Origin of the sequence: Desulfofundulus sp. TPOSR, assembly GCF_011393055.1 — a bacterium.
GTDB lineage: Bacteria > Bacillota > Desulfotomaculia > Desulfotomaculales > Desulfovirgulaceae > Desulfofundulus > Desulfofundulus kuznetsovii.
The window spans coordinates 36,179-51,699 of the sequence record NZ_JAAOEF010000003.1 but is presented as its reverse complement, the minus strand read 5'-3'; the positions used below and the strand labels follow the sequence as shown (position 1 = coordinate 51,699).

Here is a 15,521-nt window from a genome sequence, read left to right as displayed (position 1 = left end):
CAAAGACCCGTTATGATATAATCTTACAAAATCAAACTGGTTGGTGGTTACCGGCAAATACTCTTCTCCTGGATTAGGGAGCGGGTAGTTTGTGTTTGGGCCCCTGAACCAGTAAGTCCCTGAAAGGAGAGGAGTATTTGTGTCTTACGAGGACAAAGTGCTTACCTGCCGCGACTGCGGCGCCGATTTCATCTTTACCGCCGGAGAACAGGCCTTTTACGCCGAGAAAGGCCTGATGAACGAACCCACCCGCTGCCGGGACTGCCGCCGCCGGCGCAAACAGCGCAACAGCGGTAACGGCGGGGGAATGGAGCGGCAGATGTACGATACCTTCTGCTCTACCTGCGGTGCACCCACCCAGGTGCCCTTTAAACCTACCGGCCGCAAGCCGGTTTACTGCCGGGAGTGCATGGCGGCAAACCGGCGGGCAAGCTTCCGCTAGTTTTCCACCGCAGTCATTACCCTACCTTTAAGGTAGGGTTTATTTTTTGGGGTGCCCGGTTGCCGGCTGCTAACCAGCGGACCAACCGGAGCGGAACAAACCAGTCCGTGAATGGAAGCGCGGCACTGGTGCTTCAGGGAAACTAACGGTATAATGATGGGAGAAGGAAGGTGATTTCAGTGATTGATCCCGTAGCCATCCATATCGGCCCGTTGCAGATACGCTGGTACGGCATCATTATGGCCACGGCATTTTTAACCGGCATTTTTTTAGCCTTGCGCCGGGCGGAGCAAAACCGGATGGACTCCAATCACATCTTGAATATGGTAACATTGATTATCCCGGCGGCCATCATTGGTGCCCGTATATATTACGTTATTTTTGAATGGTCCAGCTACCAGCACAACCCCTGGGAAGCCCTGGCCATCTGGCACGGCGGGCTCGCCATCCACGGCGGTCTGCTCGGGGGCACCCTGGCGGGGGTGTGGTATGCCCGCCGGCATAAACTGTCCGTCCCACTGCTGGCCGACATTTTGGCCCCCAGCGTCATCCTGGGCCAGGCCATCGGCCGCTGGGGCAACTTCATCAACCAGGAAGCCCACGGCGGTCCCGTATCCCCGGAGTTTATGGCCTACTTCCCGGACTTTATTCGCCGGCAAATGTTTATCGAAGGCCAGTATTACCACCCCACCTTTTTGTATGAATCGCTATGGAATCTGGCGGTATTTGCCTTCCTGATGTGGTACTGGCCCAGGAAACGCTTCACCGGAGAGGTAGCCCTTTTATACTTAGGCCTGTACTCGGCAGGGCGCTTCTTTATCGAAGGTTTGCGTACCGACAGCCTGATGCTGGGGCCGGTCCGGGTAGCCCAGCTGGTCAGCCTCCTCCTGATCGGGCTGGCTGTAACGGGAATATGGTACGGGCGGGCGAAAACTAAGACCAATATACCCCGAAGCTCCAAACAAGACACCCGTTCTAAGTAAGGAAATAAATGCGGGGCCACCTTTTAAAAGAAGATTTTTAACAAAAAATTAACCCATTGCACATTTCACCTTTAACAATGGCGCTATATACTGGCCGTAAGACTACATCCGGAGGGTGAATTTATGACGCAAGATATCACCATTGAGGAGGCTGCCAAAACTTTGCGAAATGCCGGTCTGAAGGTTTCCCGCATCAGCGGCACAGGCCAGTTGCGCACGGAATTCCCCAGAGGTTATTACGTATCCATAGGCGAACATGTAGCCCGGGAACTGGCAGCCTACATTAAAGGGAACCCCCGGATTGACCCCGACCGTATCAGCGAGTACTTCCAGGCACGTATTTTTTACGGAACGGCCGTGGCCATTTCCCTGTTGCAGTCTGACGGCACAATAGTGCGCAAACCGGCCTAATCTTTAATCTAACGGAAATTTTTCAGACGCAGCCCAGCCTGCCAGGCATTGCTGCGTTTTATTATTTTAAGGCCTCTAGCCCTGCTTACCAAGGCAAACTTGCCTCTTTGTCCACTTTATGGTAAGCTCAAAATATGATGAGAATGGGCACCTTTTGTCACGTCCCGCTCGTTAAAACTCGCAAGGAGGGGAACTTGTGGCCAAACCCTGGTTGGAGGAGCTTAAATTTGAGCTTTACGGACTGGCCATCATAACCCTGGCACTCTTAGGCATGGCCAGCTTGTTTACCCCGGCGGCAGGAACGGTAGGGCACTTTCTTGCCCGGGGTTTGACGATCACTGCCGGAAGCGGCCGTTACCTGCTGCCCGTAGTTCTGTTTTGTTTCGGGATAAAAGTTTTGCGCGAACGAAAGGTTAACGGGATAACCTCCCGCGCCTGGGGCCTGCTAATATTGCTGATCAGCACCCTCACCTTTTTGCACTTGTTTATTCCGCCGGACCAGTTCTTTCGCGCCGCCTGGCAAGGGCAGGGCGGCGGGTTGGTGGGAGCCGCTTTCAGCTATTTACTGCATCTGTGCTTTGGCGTTGCCGGAAGCTATATCCTGCTGGCCTTTCTCAGTACAACTGGCCTTGTCTTGCTCACCGGCCATTCCCTGACCAGGCTTATGGGCATTATAGTTCAGGCCGTACGCAGCACGTTGCAGCGCCTGGGGAAGCGTTTGTCCGACTTTTTCTTTGAAGAGGTGGAAGAGGCGGACACCTGCAAACAAACCAGCTCCCCTGCCCTTCCCGAAAAAAAGGACAACCTTCCCCTGCCGCAGCCAAATGCCCTGACCGGGGAGACGGAAACACAGGAACAAGGCACCAAAAACCGCCGGCAGCAAAAGGAACGGCGCAAGCAAAATGCCCGGGAGCAGGACGGAGCGGAATTAATGGAGACGGAGGTAGCCCCTTGCGCCCTGGCCGACGGCCGCCCCTACCGCCTGCCTTCCACCGGTCTCCTGGCTAAACCCAAGCCCCGGGATAATTCCATTTTAGAGCGGGAGATTGCCGAGAAAAAACAAATTCTTGAAGAAACCCTGGCCAGTTTTAACATTCAAGCCCGGGTGACCCAGGTATCCGTAGGGCCGGCCATCACCCGGTATGAAATCCAGCCTCCGGCGGGCATTAAAGTCAGCCGCATTATGGGCCTGGCCGACGACATAGCCCTGGCCATGGCAGCTCCCGGGGTACGCATTGAAGCGCCCATCCCGGGCAAGGCAGCGGTGGGCATCGAGGTGCCCAACCGGGAAATAGCCACCGTTCAACTGCGGGAATTGCTTGAAAGCAGGGAGTTCACGGAAAGCCCTTCCCGCCTTACCGTAGTTCTGGGCCGCGATATTGCTGGGGCACCCGTCATCGCGGACCTGGGTAAAATGCCCCACCTGCTGGTAGCCGGCGCTACGGGCTCGGGGAAAAGTGTGTGCATTAACACCTTAATTGCCAGTATTCTATTCAAGGCTACTCCCGATGAGGTTAAATTTTTAATGATCGATCCCAAAATGGTGGAATTAACTACTTACAACGGCATTCCCCATCTGGTGTCTCCGGTGGTTACCGACGCCAAAAAAGCGGCCGGGGTCTTACGCTGGGCGGTAAAGGAGATGGAGCGGCGTTATGAGCTTTTTGCCCGCACGGGGGTAAGGGATATCAAACGTTACAATGAGCTGTTCCGGACGGCCGGGAAAAACCCGGCAACAGATGCCGCCTCAACCCCGGACGAAGCTGCAGCGGCCACAACGGCACAGGCGGAAGGCCCCCTGCCCTTTGTGGTGATCATCATTGATGAACTGGCCGACCTGATGATGGTCGCCCCGGCCGACGTGGAGGATTCCATCTGCCGTCTGGCCCAAATGGCCCGTGCGGCGGGGCTCCACCTGGTCGTAGCCACCCAGCGTCCCTCGGTGGATGTGATCACCGGCTTAATCAAGGCCAATATTCCCTCCCGCATCTCCTTTGCCGTCTCCTCCCAGATGGATTCCCGGACCATCCTGGACATGGGGGGGGCAGAAAAACTGCTGGGCAAAGGAGACATGCTCTTCTTCCCGGTGGGGGCTCCAAAACCCATGCGCGTGCAGGGAGCCTACCTGTCGGATCAGGAGGTGGAAAACCTCACTTCCTTCCTGAGGGAACAGGCTCAACCGGTATATGACCAGCGGGTAATGGAAGAACCGCCGGTGGAGGAGGAGGAAGAGGCCAGGATGGAGGATGAAGATGAACTGCTTCCCCAGGCAGTAAAAATACTTATTGAAAACGGCAATGCATCCATTTCCATGCTGCAAAGAAGGCTGCATATTGGTTATGCCCGGGCCGCCCGGTTGATCGACATTATGGAGCAACGGGGCATCGTGGGCAAATTCGAGGGGAGCAAGCCCCGGGCCATTTTAATGACCATGGAACAATATCAACAAATGTTCGGACGCACTGGTTGACTTCTCATCCTGCCGGTGATACATTTTTAGTAACGGTGAAAACCGGGCACGGCAGAGGAAAAGGCGGGCGAAAAAAACATAGGGGGTAGGAAATTATGGTTGATTGGACGGCATTTTATGCAGGTATGGCCATAGTTCTTGGTGTGGGCGTTTTGGCGGCTATATTTGCCGGACCAATCAGTCGGGTAATGGAAAAGGTCGAAGAAAAAGCCAGTGGCCACCAAAGTCATTAAACAGGGCAATTTTCTATAAAAGCATCAGGAAACGGCCGGTGGACCCCGTGGATGTTGGCGAGGGGGACTCCGGCTGTTTTATCATTTTTGATAGCCGGGGAATTTTTTAAATAGACACCCATGACGCTTTCAGCGCCACCAACAGAGGATGAAAACGGCCGCCGTTTTGCACGAAGCGACCTAGCACTCACCGCAACCAGAGTTCTCTGATGGAATGAGTGCTAACTATAACTCTCCCGGTATGCGCAGCCAGGGAGGATTGCGGGTGACAAAGTATACGTTTCAATGGTATACTTAGATAAAGGCAGCAATGACAGGAAGTGGGGTATGACAAGTGCACGCGAGCAGGAAATCCAAGCGGAAAGTGCCGGTTCTGCTTTTGAGCCTTTTCATCTTGTTGCTCCTGGCATCCAGCTGTACCTGGTCCAGGCAGCAAGCACCGGCAAATCAATCGCCGGACCCCACCACACCCCAACCCCTCTTCCTGGCTGTGTATTATGTAAAATCTACAAGCCAGGAAAGCTATTTGGTGCGGGAAGTCCACCAGATACCCCCGGCGAAGGACCCGGCTCTGAAAGCGGTACAGGAATTAATTTCAGGTGAGCCATCTACTCCGGGAGCCATACGTATTTTACCCCCCAACACCAAGGTCCTGGGTGTAACGGTAAAGGACGGTCTGGCTACAGTCAATTTCTCCAGGGAGGTACTGGAACACCCCAGTGCAGGTGCCGAAGGGGAAGCCCTGGCCATCCAAAGCGTGGTCAACACTTTAACTGAGTTCCCGGAAATCCGCCAGGTATCGTTCCAGGTGGAAGGCAAGGTGGATGAGCGCGCCCGGGACTGGTGGGGCCACGTAGGTTTATATGATCAACCTTTCCGCAGGGATTTGTCCAGGGTTTATGAACCGGCCATTTGGGTCACCCACCCCACACCGGATCAGGTAGTTGGTGTGCCGCTACTGGTCAAGGGCAGCGCCAGAGTTTACGAAGGAACGGTCAACGCCAGACTGCTGGACAGCCAGGGCAAGGTTTTGGTCAGCGCATATACCACCGCCACCAAGGCTGCCCCCGAGCGGGGAGACTTTGAAATGCGGCTCAACTTCAAACCCCCGCAGGACGGAAAGGGTATCCTGGAAGTTTACTCGATCAGCGCCAAGGACGGCAGTATTGAAAACAAGGTAACCATACCTGTGCGCTGGCCTTAAAGTATCCTTGCGGGTAAATGGTGCCTTGAGGATAGATAAAGGGCTAAACAAGAAAGAAAGCGAGGTAGCAAGATGACCAAAGAAAAAAACAAGCCCGGTACCGTTGAAACAGCCCAGGGGGAATCCATAGAACATCTCATGAAACGGGTAAAAAAGAACTGCTCTGGGTTTTAGCCAGCAGCGTCGTTGCCTTCGGGCTGGGCCTTATAGCCGGAAATTTAATCAAGTTCTAGTGTTGATTAGCCAGAGGAGCACGGCAAAAGCAATAAACACCAGACGCAGGACACTTACCGCCCTGCCGGCCACCATTCCTTTCATCCTTAACCATTCCGCCAAAGCGCAGGGTAGAACCAGGACTCCAAAAATAAACCGGGCTACCGGCGTAAAAGCGGGATAACCGAGGGTAAAAACCCACAGAATCAGCGCCCAGGCGATAATGGCCAGAGCAAGCTTTGCAGGGCCGGGTAAATTACGGAAGGACATTGACTACACCTCTTTTCTATACTATTACCTAAATTCCCCTTTTTTACGGAATTTCCTTCTCCTTTTCCCCGCCCCCGCATATTCTAAAGAAAAGAGAGGGCGGGAATTACAGGTGTCATTAGGAATAGTTCGCGTCCAAAACAGGGCGCAGTTTTTTTCGTTCCTGGGGTTGGCGGAATTAATTTACGGCCGGAATAGCCAGGCAGCCCTTGCCAACCGGCGGGAAACGGCTCTTTTGTTTGACCCCGGAGCCAACCCGGCATTACGGCATGTTCGCCCGGCCCTTTTTTTAGCCCTGCAAAACGACAAACCCGTGGGGCGGATAGCCTGCGCAGTGGATGAATTCTGCCGGGAAGAGAATACGGGTTTTTTTGGTGCTTTTGAAGCGGTCCGGGATGAACAAATAGCCCGGGCTCTCATGGAAGAAGCGGGGAAATGGCTCGGGGAGCAAAAGTGTCAGAAAATGATCGGCCCTGCAATGGTAAACACCAACCAGCAGGTGGGAGTTTTAATTGATGGCTTTTCCGCTCCCCCGACCTTCGTGCTTCCCTACAATCCCCCCTATTATAGAGAACTTTTCGAAAGCTGCGGATGCAAAAAACTGGCAGATCTACTGGCTTACCAATGGTCGGCTGAAGACACGTTACCGGAGGAAATAAACCGGGCAGCCCGCCGGGCCAGGCGCTACCCGGGAACCGTGGTACAGCCCTTAAACTCTTGTTTGCCCTTTAACCGGCAGGTGGAAGCGGTGCACTATATCCTGAACCGCTCCATGGAACGGAACTGGGGCTACATTCCCCTGACCCTTCCTGAGGTCCTGGCCATTTTAACTCACTATCAAAGGGTGGCAGACCCCCGCCTGCTCCTGCTGGCCCGGGTAGACCATCGACCGGCGGGAATTTGCTTTTGCATACCCCGACTGGAAGGGCCGGTAGGGAAACCGGTCTTTAGGCTGGCCCTTTTGGCCGTGGTCCCCGAATTCCGGCAGCGGGGAATAGATGCCCTGCTCCTGGAAACCTGTCATGCCGCCCTGCCACCCGGCAGCCAGATAGAAATGTCCCAGATCCATGAGGGCAACTCGGTGGTGCTAAAAATGGTGCAAAGGGTAACCCCGCATCCACCGGTCAGACGTTACCGGGTATACCAGCGGAGCATCTCCTGAAAGAAAAAAATTTCCCACTGGATAGAAGTGGGAAACGGGAAGAAGGAGGTATATGGTTTTTCATGCGTGCTCTATATATTGTGACATAAGCCGACTTTTTTTTCTGTCATCCCGGCGACAATTTTTTTGTCTTGTTGGCGACAAGCAATCAGAACAGGGATCATCACCCTGGGGTACAGTTACAGTTCCCGTATTTTAACACCCCGGGCCAGTTCTTCCCCTTCCAAATTATACAGGGCATCCAAAAGGGCTGCCTGAAAGCTCGCCGGTCCACGGCCGGTGGCAGCGGCATGCTCGGCGGCCAGGCCGTAATAAGCGAGGGCTGCTGCACCGGCCGTTACGCCGTCGGCTTCCACCGCCCGGAAAGCGGCAATGACACTGGTGGCGGAGCAGCCCGTACCAGTCACTGTAGTGAGCATGGCATGACCGTTGTCCACCGCAATCAATCGCTCTCCGTCGCTGATGTAATCGGTGGCTCCCGTTACCACAACCACGGCGCCTGAATCCCGCGCCACCCGCCTGGCCATCTGGCTGACGGGCACGGAAACTTCCCCGGCATCCACACCTTTAGTCTGCCCGCCGAAACCACTGACGGCAGCGATCTCCGAAGCATTGCCCCGCAAAATGTCGATACGCAATTCCCTGATTATCATCTGCGCAGTCGCCGTGCGAAAAGGCGTGGCCCCCGCCCCGACGGGGTCGAAGATAACAGGGATACCTGCCGCATTGGCTGCCTGGCCCGCCAGCAGCATTGCTTCTACTTCTTCTGCCGTAAGCGTCCCCATATTCAACACCACGGCCCGGGCTAAGCGCGCCATATCAGCCACTTCTTCCCGGGCATAGGCCATCACCGGTGAAGCTCCAACGGCCAGGGTAACATTGGCGGTCAGATTGGTCACAACCAAATTGGTGATGTGGTGTATCAGCGGGCGCTCCTTGAGCACCTTTTGCCGCACGGTAGCTACCCGTTCTCCCCAGTTCATAGCATTCTCCCTCCAAATATCTGCTATGTTTTAAGCAATCACTAAAAAACCCACCCGGTAAGTTTTTACCGAGCAGGTCTGCAAGAACCTCCTGGTATTCTTTCGGCATCAATTTGAAAATTCCTGCCAGCCTCGGACATCCGTGCCTAGGGAGGGGCGAATTCCACGAAAACCGTGGTTCCCGGAGCCACGCGGCTGCCCGCCTCAGGACGTTGCCTGACGGCCACACCGCTCCCCGAGGCTTTGAATTTTAAACCCAACTCCTCCAGGATTGAGCCCGCCTTTTTTACCGTAAGCCCGGACAAATCGGGAACAACCAGCCGTTCCGGAGCCTTGCCGGCAGCAATTTGTAAACTAACCGTGGTACCCGGGGGAACGCGTTTGCCTGCCGATGGCTCCTGGCCGGTCACCAGGCCCGTTTTTCCGGAAGACCACGACCGCAATCCCCGTTCCTCCAGTAGCCAGCGGGCGTCGGCCACTGGAAAGCCGACCACATTGGGTACGACAACCAGTTCATCCTGCTCCGGGGGAGCATCCTGGCTCTTCCGTCCGGGAGTTTCGGGCACCCCAAGGTAACGCAAAGTGTCCCTTACAACGGCGCCAAAGGCCGGAGCAGCCACCTCACCCCCATGATATTCCTGCCCCCGGGGTTCGCCGACCACCACCAGGACGGCAATGCGGGGATCATCGGCAGGAGCGAAACCGGCAAAGGAGGCCACATACTTCCCCTCCACATAACCGCCCGGGCCGGGTACCTGGGCGGTACCTGTCTTCCCCGCTACCCTGTAGCCTTCCACCAGAGCCCGCTTGCCTGTTCCTTCCAGAACCACCTTTTCTAATAACCCGGACAGCTGCCGGGCGGTTTCCCTGGAGATAACCTGCCGGATTACCCGGGGGGATATTTCACGGATAGTTTTTCCCGAAGCATCCTCCACGGCCCTGACCACATGGGGCTGCATGAGGTAACCCCCGTTGGCTATGGCCGAAACGGCAGTTAAAAGCTGGATGGGCGTAACCGCGATGGATTGCCCGATGGCCATGGTAGCCAGGTCCAGCTCCGAGGCCTTTTGTTCAGGTAACACTACTCCCGATTCCTCGCCGGGCAAATCAATGCCCGTGGGGGTGCCAAAACCAAAACCCCGGACGTATTTATAAAACCTCTCCTTGCCCAGCCTTAGCCCTACCTGGACGAAAACCGGGTTGCAGGAGTTTCCCACAGCCTGAGCAAAAGACTGCGGTCCGTGACCCTTGCGATCCCAGCAGTAAATCCGCCGCCCATTAACCACGGCATAACCCGGATCATTAAACCAGTCCGTGGGCCGCACCACCCCCTCCTCCAGGGCTGCCGCCGCGACAATCATCTTGAAGGTTGAACCGGGTTCATAGGTATAGAGGGTGACCGGATTTTTTTCCCAAACTTCCCGGGGAAACTTCTGCCACCGGGAGGGGTCAAAGGTGGGCCGGTCGCCCATGCCCAGAATCTCTCCCGTTTTGGGGTCCATGACCAGAATGGCCGCCCACTTCGGCTGGTAAGCAGAAACAATCCTGTCCAGCTCCCGCTCCACATAGTACTGGATGGTCTGATCCAGGGTGAGTACCAGGTTGTTTCCCGCTTCCGAGCGCTTCACTAACACCGCACTCTGGGGGATCTGACGGCCCTGGGCGTCAATTTCCAGCACCATTTTTCCCGGCGTTCCCCGCAATTCCCTGTCATAACTTTTCTCCAGGCCATTAAGACCCTGGTTATCATCCCCCACAAAACCCAGCAGGGCCGCAGCGAGGTTACCCTGCTTGTAAAAACGGGTACTGGATTCAACAAAACCAAGGCCGCTGATTCCCTGCAGCTTTTTGGCCCGGTCGAATTCCACACCGTGTTGCAACCAGACAAAGGGTCCCCGGGCGGCCAGTTTTTCATATATTTCTTCACGCCGGATACCCAAAATAGCCGCAACCTTATCCGCAATACTCCCGGGATCCTTTATCTGATCGGGATGGGCATAAACGGAATAAGAGGGAATGCTGGTGACCAGGAGATTGTGATGGCGGTCATAGATGTTTCCCCGGTTGGGTTGCAGGATAATATCCCGGGTACGAATATTGGTTGCTTCCTGGCGCAAATGCCCTCCCCATACGATCTGAACCAGGAAGAGGCGCACGATCAGGTAGCTAAAGGCCAGCAGCACCATCAGGAGGAGAATACCCATGCGCCGGGAAAAGGAAGTTTTAGGAGGAGTCAATTTAACGCCCTCCCTTTTCCAGATGACTGCAATCGTTAAACAGGGTTAAAATTCCCTTCTCCCAGGTGGGAAATTCCAGGATAGACAGGCATGCATTATTGACTCCCAGACGCCAGTATTGATTTAAATCCATTCCTAAAACCGTACCCACCAGCGTCCGAATACAGCCCCCATGGCAGACAACCACTACCTGGCCGGTAGGGGTTTTTTCCACTATCTCCCGCACCGCCAGGGTGACCCTCTCCACCACCTCCGCCAGGGTTTCCCCCCCGGGAATGCGCGTGTACAAAGGGTAATGCCACCACTGTTGCAGCTCCCGGGGATAGCGGGCTTTAATTTCCGCCACCGTGAGTCCTTCCCAGGCGCCGAAGTTAATTTCCCGCAGAGCCTTCAAGGGCACGACGGGCAAACCGTGAGGTTCCGCCAGAATGCGGGCCGTGTTCAATGCGCGCTGGAGGTCGCTGGCGTAAAAGGCACTGAAATTTTCCCCGCGCAAACGCCGGGCCAGCGCCCGGGCCTGCTCCAGCCCCCGCGGGGAAAGGGCGATGTCGCTGTGGCCTTGAAATCTTAACTCTGCGTTCCAGATTGTTTCGCCGTGCCTGACCAGATAAATGCGGCAGCTCATGATAGTTTCTCTCCCCTAAAGTACCTCGCGCAGTGCTTCCAGGAGGCGCAAGTTTTCCTTGCGCCTCCTTACGGCAACTCGAATGTATCCCTCCGACAGGCCGGGAAAGTTGGCACAGTTACGCACCAGGATTCCCCGGCGTCCCAGCTGGCGGACCAGTTCCCCCGCCGTAAAGCGAGTGTTAGTTATATCCACCAGCAAGAAATTGGCCGCTCCGGGGAAAGGACGCAGACCGGGCAAAGAGGAAAGTTCCCGGAACAGGAATTCCCGCTCCCGGGCCACCATATCCCGGGTAGCTTCAATGTATTCCCTGTCCTGCAGTCCGGCCACTCCGGCCACCTGGGCCAGGGCATTGACGCTCCAGGGGTCCCTTGCCCGGTCCAGGGCCCGAACCACGTCGGGCCGTGCCGCCAGCACCCCCAGGCGCAAACCGGGAATGGCCAGAATCTTGGTCAAAGAATAAAGCAGGATTAAACGGGGGTGCCGGCCCGCCAGGAAAAGCAAAGTATGGCTTTGGGGATCGGCCACAAAGTCCATAAAAGCTTCGTCAATAATCACCATGGCCCTGTATGCCGCAGCCGCTTCCAGCAAAGCCTCCAGTTCCCGGCGGGGAACAAGCCCCCCGGTAGGGTTATTGGGGTTGCATAAAAAAAGAGCATCCACCTCCGGCAGTTGCCTTAACACTTCCTCCAGGGGGAAAGGAAAACCCGCGGAGGGATCCAGAAAAACATAATTGACCTCCCCCCCGGCAGCCTTTACGGCCAGGGCATATTCGCTAAAGGTAGGGGCAGGAATGAGCACCCGGCGGAAGGAAAAAACCCGGGCCAGCAGGTAAATTAACTCGCTGGCGCCGTTTCCCACCAGAAGGCACCGGGTATCCACACCAAGGTGCTCCGCCAGGGCACTTTTTAACTCCCGGCAATCAGGATCCGGGTAATGGCAGATTTGCCAGAGGTTAGCCTTAAGGGCTTCCAGAACTGACGGGCTGGGGCCCAGGGGATTGATATTGGCGCTAAAATCCAGAAAATCTTGCGGCGCAAGCCCGTATTCCATGGCCGCCCGCACCAGGTTGCCGCCATGGGGGGGAACGGACTGGTAGTCCTTTTCTATTTTATCATCAAGGCTCATCATTTGCACCCCCGCTACCAAAAAGTTACTGGAAGGTAACTGCTTAAAGGATATGCCGCCAGCAGTAAGAACACTTCCAGAATTTCATTGATGGCCCCGTAGGTATCCCCGGTTAGGCCGCCCAACCGGACGGTGAGATAGAAGCCAAGCCCGTGCACCAGTAAAAGGGAAACAAACAGCAGAACCAGGCCCACCGGTCCCCCCAGTACGGCTGCTACCAGGACAAAAAGGGAGGCCAGGGCCAGTTCACGCCCCCGGGTATGGCGGACCTGCAAAAGGCCAAGGCCCTGCGGCCGGGCATAGGGAAAGCGGGCAATGGCATAAACCATCCCCCAACGGCTGATGGCCGGGACGATCAACAGCAAGCGGGGCAAAACTTCCCGGGGCAGGCTGAAAAGCAGCGCAAACTTGAGCAACAATAAACAGGCCAGCCCGATCACGCCGAAGGCTCCCACCCGGCTGTCCCGCATAATTTCCAACATTTTTTCCCTGGACCGCCCGCTGAAGATGCCGTCCATGGTATCCATAAACCCGTCCAGGTGCAACCCCCCGCTGAATGCAACCATGCCCAGCACCAGAAGGGCGGCGGTGACTGCCGGCGGGAAGAAGGGAGAAAGACCAAAATAAAGGACTGTCCAGGCCGCGCCCAGGAAAAGGCCCACCAGGGGGAAAAACACGGGGGCCCGCCCGTAGGCCAGCTCATCAAACTCACCCCGGTAAACGTAAAAACGGGTCAGAAATTGCAGGGCCATGGCCAGGGTTTTCAGCATCCCATCACCCTCTGCCTTTTATAATCTTCGCAACGGTCAATAAATCGCCGGGCAACTTCCGGGCAGGAGGCAAAGTGCAGGTGCAGGTAGGAGGCCAAAAGGTTGCCATGGACATAGCCATCCAGCACCCCCTCCCGATCCCCTTCCCGGTAAAGCGCATAAGCCCGGGGGAAATCCCGGGGCATGCCCTCTATGGAAGAATAGTGAAATTCGTGGCCCACCAGCCTTGTTCCCGCCGGGGCCAGGATATTATCGGCCAGTACCCGGGCTTCACAGTATCCCAGGGCCACCCGCCGGGAATGCATGCGACATACTCCCGGCAGCAAGCCGGCCATGGGATACTCCCGGCCTTCAAAATCGCAAATGGCCCGGCAAAGATACATCAACCCGCCGCACTCCGCATAGACGGGCATACCCTGGTGAAAAGCCCGGCGCAAACTTTCCAGGAACCCTTTGTTGGCCGCCAGCTTTTCTAAAAACATTTCCGGAAAACCGCCGCCAATGTACAGGCCGTCCAGCTCCGGGGGTAAAGCCGGATCGGCAAGGGCGCTGACAAAAACGATTTCCGCTCCTAGAGCAGCCAGGAGCTCCAGCCCATCCTGGTAGTAAAAGTTAAAGGCGGCGTCCCTTACTACCCCCAGGCGCACCCGGGAGGGCAGGGGTGCGGCAGGGAAAATTTTCCGCGTGGTTTCGGGCAGCAGCGGCGCCGCCCGGGCTGTTTCCAGCAGGCGGAAGAGATCGACCCCTTCCTCCAGGACCGCCACCAGCCGCTCCAAGTGATCAGCCAGGGCGTTCTTTTCCACCGCCGGCAAAAGACCCAGGTGCCGGTGGGGAAGGGATATTTCCTCCCGGCGGCCAACCCAGCCCAGCACGGGAACACCAGCCTGTTTTTCAATGGCCTCCTTGAGCATGACGTAGTGCCGGGGGCCGCCCACCCGGTTGAGCAGCACTCCGGCCAACCGCACCCGGGGATCAAAAAGGCGGTAGCCCAGAACCAGGGCGGCTGCACTGCGGGACATGGATCGGGCATTCACCACCAGCAAAACCGGAGCCTCGAGGGCTTTAGCCACCTCCGCCGAACTGCCCCGCTCCGTAGCCCCTTTGCCGTCGTAAAGACCCATGACCCCTTCGATTATACAGAGGTCTGCCCCCGAAGCGGCGCGGGCAAACACCTCCCGTACTCCGGCCGTCCCCAAAAAAAAGGTATCCAAATTGCGGGAAATCCGTCCCGTGGCCGCAGTGTGGTAGCCGGGATCAATATAATCCGGGCCCACCTTGAAAGGCTGGACGGCAAAACCCGCCCGGGTAAAAGCGGCCATCAGAGCCGTGGCCAGGGTGGTTTTGCCGGCCCCGCTGTGGGTGGCGGCAATCAAAAGGCGCGGGATCTTCAAAAGAGTGTAACCTCCTTATAAAAGTGAGCAAAAGACCAACTTCACCGCCAGGCCGTTTATTACGGCCAGGGCGGCGGTAAGGTAGAGCATGTCCACCGCCTGGCGGATGTGATCTATCAGCGGCGGGTGGCCGGATTCGTTTAAATAGGCTCGAAAGGAAGCCTGCCCGCCATAATAGTTCAGCCCGCCGAGGCGTACCCCCAGGGCGCCGGCCATGGCTGCCTCGGGAATGCCGCTGTTGGGGCTGGGATGACGCCGGGCATCTTTTCTCATAACCTGCCAGGCCTCCCCGGCCCGGCGCCCGGAAAGCCAGGCTGCCGCCACCAGCAACAACCCGGTCCAGCGGGCAGGCAAAAAATTGGCCACATCATCCAGGCGGGCCGAGGCCCAGCCCAGATCCCGGTACAGGTCGTTTCGGTAGCCCACCAGGGAGTCAAGGGTATTCACCGCCCGGTAGGCTACGGCCAGGGGCGCTCCGCCAATGAGGGCGTAAAAGAGGGGGGATACAAAACCATCGACAATGTTTTCAGCCACCGTTTCCACCGTAGCCCGGGTCATTTCCCGGGCATCCATGGCGTGCGTATCCCTACCGACTATAAAGCCTACCTGCTGGCGGGCCAGGTCCAGATCGCCCCGGGACAGGGGGAGCAGTACATCCCGGGCCGCCCCGGCCAGCCCCCGGACGGCAAAGGTGGTGGCAATGAGCCAGACCTCCAGCCCCAGGGCCAGCCAGGGGTGCACCAGGGCAGCCAGGCGGATCAAAAAGTGCGCAGCCAGGTAACTGCTCCCCACCACCACGGCTGCCAGGACCACCCCGGCGATCCGCAGGGAAAGGGGACTCCCGGCTACCCGGCGCAAGAATTTTTCCAAACCGGCAATGACTTTCCCTATAATCACTACCGGGTGGGGAAGCCAGCGGGGGTCTCCCACCAGCAGATCCAGCATATAAGCAGCAACTATTACGAGCATGTCCCGTTACCTGGCACAAGTCCAAACACC

Annotated in this window: 15 protein-coding genes; 7 read left to right on the top strand and 8 right to left on the bottom strand. The window is 56.7% G+C overall.

Going from position 1 to position 15,521, the window contains the following annotated elements; translation table 11 throughout:
• The first annotated feature begins 139 nt into the window (after positions 1-139).
• The 6 genes from G7K71_RS11020 to G7K71_RS10995 all read left to right on the top strand — a co-directional run bounded on the left by G7K71_RS11020 (position 140) and on the right by G7K71_RS10995 (position 5,743).
• Complete coding sequence (locus tag G7K71_RS11020) at positions 140-442, top strand: zinc-ribbon domain containing protein (RefSeq protein ID WP_166346381.1); 303 nt, start codon at positions 140-142, stop codon at positions 440-442.
• A gap of 170 nt (positions 443-612) precedes the next feature.
• Positions 613-1,425 carry a prolipoprotein diacylglyceryl transferase gene (lgt, locus tag G7K71_RS11015; RefSeq protein WP_313884965.1) on the top strand — a complete coding sequence of 271 codons (813 nt, stop codon included), beginning with the start codon at positions 613-615 and terminating at the stop codon, positions 1,423-1,425.
• Positions 1,426-1,548: 123 nt separating this feature from the next.
• Positions 1,549-1,836 (top strand): hypothetical protein, encoded by a 288-nt coding sequence (locus G7K71_RS11010; RefSeq protein WP_166346378.1) that lies wholly within the window; start codon positions 1,549-1,551, stop codon positions 1,834-1,836.
• A 196-nt stretch (positions 1,837-2,032) separates the two neighbouring features.
• Positions 2,033-4,306, top strand: coding sequence for a DNA translocase FtsK (locus G7K71_RS11005; protein ID WP_166346375.1), 2,274 nt, complete (start codon positions 2,033-2,035; stop codon positions 4,304-4,306).
• 95 nt (positions 4,307-4,401) lie between these two features.
• The gene (locus G7K71_RS11000) at positions 4,402-4,539 is read left to right on the top strand and encodes a hypothetical protein (protein WP_013823404.1); all 138 of its coding nucleotides are present in this window, start codon (positions 4,402-4,404) and stop codon (positions 4,537-4,539) included.
• A 334-nt stretch (positions 4,540-4,873) separates the two neighbouring features.
• Positions 4,874-5,743 carry a Gmad2 immunoglobulin-like domain-containing protein gene (locus G7K71_RS10995; RefSeq protein ID WP_166346372.1) on the top strand — a complete coding sequence of 290 codons (870 nt, stop codon included), beginning with the start codon at positions 4,874-4,876 and terminating at the stop codon, positions 5,741-5,743.
• Positions 5,744-5,965: 222 nt separating this feature from the next.
• On the opposite strand, the gene G7K71_RS10990 is transcribed toward G7K71_RS10995, so the two are convergent.
• Positions 5,966-6,226 (bottom strand): hypothetical protein, encoded by a 261-nt coding sequence (locus tag G7K71_RS10990; RefSeq protein WP_166346369.1) that lies wholly within the window; start codon positions 6,224-6,226, stop codon positions 5,966-5,968.
• A 112-nt stretch (positions 6,227-6,338) separates the two neighbouring features.
• Here G7K71_RS10990 and G7K71_RS10985 point away from each other — a divergent pair, with 112 nt between their 5' ends.
• Positions 6,339-7,388: a hypothetical protein gene (locus tag G7K71_RS10985; protein ID WP_166346366.1), complete on the top strand. Its 1,050-nt coding sequence runs from the start codon at positions 6,339-6,341 to the stop codon at positions 7,386-7,388.
• Between the two features lie 179 nt (positions 7,389-7,567).
• Here G7K71_RS10985 and thiM read toward each other — a convergent pair whose 3' ends face one another.
• The 7 genes from thiM to cbiB form a co-directional block, all read right to left on the bottom strand.
• The gene (thiM, locus tag G7K71_RS10980) at positions 7,568-8,371 is read right to left on the bottom strand and encodes a hydroxyethylthiazole kinase (RefSeq protein WP_166346363.1); all 804 of its coding nucleotides are present in this window, start codon (positions 8,369-8,371) and stop codon (positions 7,568-7,570) included.
• A gap of 146 nt (positions 8,372-8,517) precedes the next feature.
• Positions 8,518-10,608 carry a penicillin-binding transpeptidase domain-containing protein gene (locus G7K71_RS10975; RefSeq protein WP_166346360.1) on the bottom strand — a complete coding sequence of 697 codons (2,091 nt, stop codon included), beginning with the start codon at positions 10,606-10,608 and terminating at the stop codon, positions 8,518-8,520.
• A 1-nt stretch (position 10,609) separates the two neighbouring features.
• Positions 10,610-11,233, bottom strand: coding sequence for an alpha-ribazole phosphatase (cobC, locus tag G7K71_RS10970; RefSeq protein WP_013823411.1), 624 nt, complete (start codon positions 11,231-11,233; stop codon positions 10,610-10,612).
• A 15-nt stretch (positions 11,234-11,248) separates the two neighbouring features.
• Positions 11,249-12,364, bottom strand: coding sequence for a threonine-phosphate decarboxylase CobD (gene cobD / locus G7K71_RS10965; RefSeq protein WP_013823412.1), 1,116 nt, complete (start codon positions 12,362-12,364; stop codon positions 11,249-11,251).
• Between the two features lie 11 nt (positions 12,365-12,375).
• Complete coding sequence (gene cobS / locus G7K71_RS10960; RefSeq protein ID WP_013823413.1) at positions 12,376-13,131, bottom strand: adenosylcobinamide-GDP ribazoletransferase; 756 nt, start codon at positions 13,129-13,131, stop codon at positions 12,376-12,378.
• The gene (locus G7K71_RS10955; RefSeq protein ID WP_166346357.1) at positions 13,125-14,522 is read right to left on the bottom strand and encodes a cobyrinate a,c-diamide synthase; all 1,398 of its coding nucleotides are present in this window, start codon (positions 14,520-14,522) and stop codon (positions 13,125-13,127) included. Before G7K71_RS10955 ends, cobS begins: the two co-directional genes overlap by 7 nt.
• A gap of 15 nt (positions 14,523-14,537) precedes the next feature.
• Complete coding sequence (gene cbiB, locus G7K71_RS10950; protein ID WP_166346354.1) at positions 14,538-15,491, bottom strand: adenosylcobinamide-phosphate synthase CbiB; 954 nt, start codon at positions 15,489-15,491, stop codon at positions 14,538-14,540.
• Positions 15,492-15,521 lie beyond the last annotated feature (30 nt).

Excerpts from the sequence above, each read along its gene's own strand:
- G7K71_RS11010 (WP_166346378.1), top strand. The coding sequence starts at position 1,549 with ATGACGCAAGATATCACCATTGAGGAGGCTGCCAAAACTTTGCGAAAT.
- G7K71_RS11000 (WP_013823404.1), top strand. The coding sequence starts at position 4,402 with ATGGTTGATTGGACGGCATTTTATGCAGGTATGGCCATAGTTCTTGGT.
- G7K71_RS10990 (WP_166346369.1), bottom strand. The coding sequence starts at position 6,226 with ATGTCCTTCCGTAATTTACCCGGCCCTGCAAAGCTTGCTCTGGCCATT.
- thiM (WP_166346363.1), bottom strand. The coding sequence starts at position 8,371 with ATGAACTGGGGAGAACGGGTAGCTACCGTGCGGCAAAAGGTGCTCAAG.
- cobC (WP_013823411.1), bottom strand. The coding sequence starts at position 11,233 with ATGAGCTGCCGCATTTATCTGGTCAGGCACGGCGAAACAATCTGGAAC.
- cobD (WP_013823412.1), bottom strand. The coding sequence starts at position 12,364 with ATGATGAGCCTTGATGATAAAATAGAAAAGGACTACCAGTCCGTTCCC.
- cobS (WP_013823413.1), bottom strand. The coding sequence starts at position 13,131 with ATGCTGAAAACCCTGGCCATGGCCCTGCAATTTCTGACCCGTTTTTAC.
- cbiB (WP_166346354.1), bottom strand. The coding sequence starts at position 15,491 with ATGCTCGTAATAGTTGCTGCTTATATGCTGGATCTGCTGGTGGGAGAC.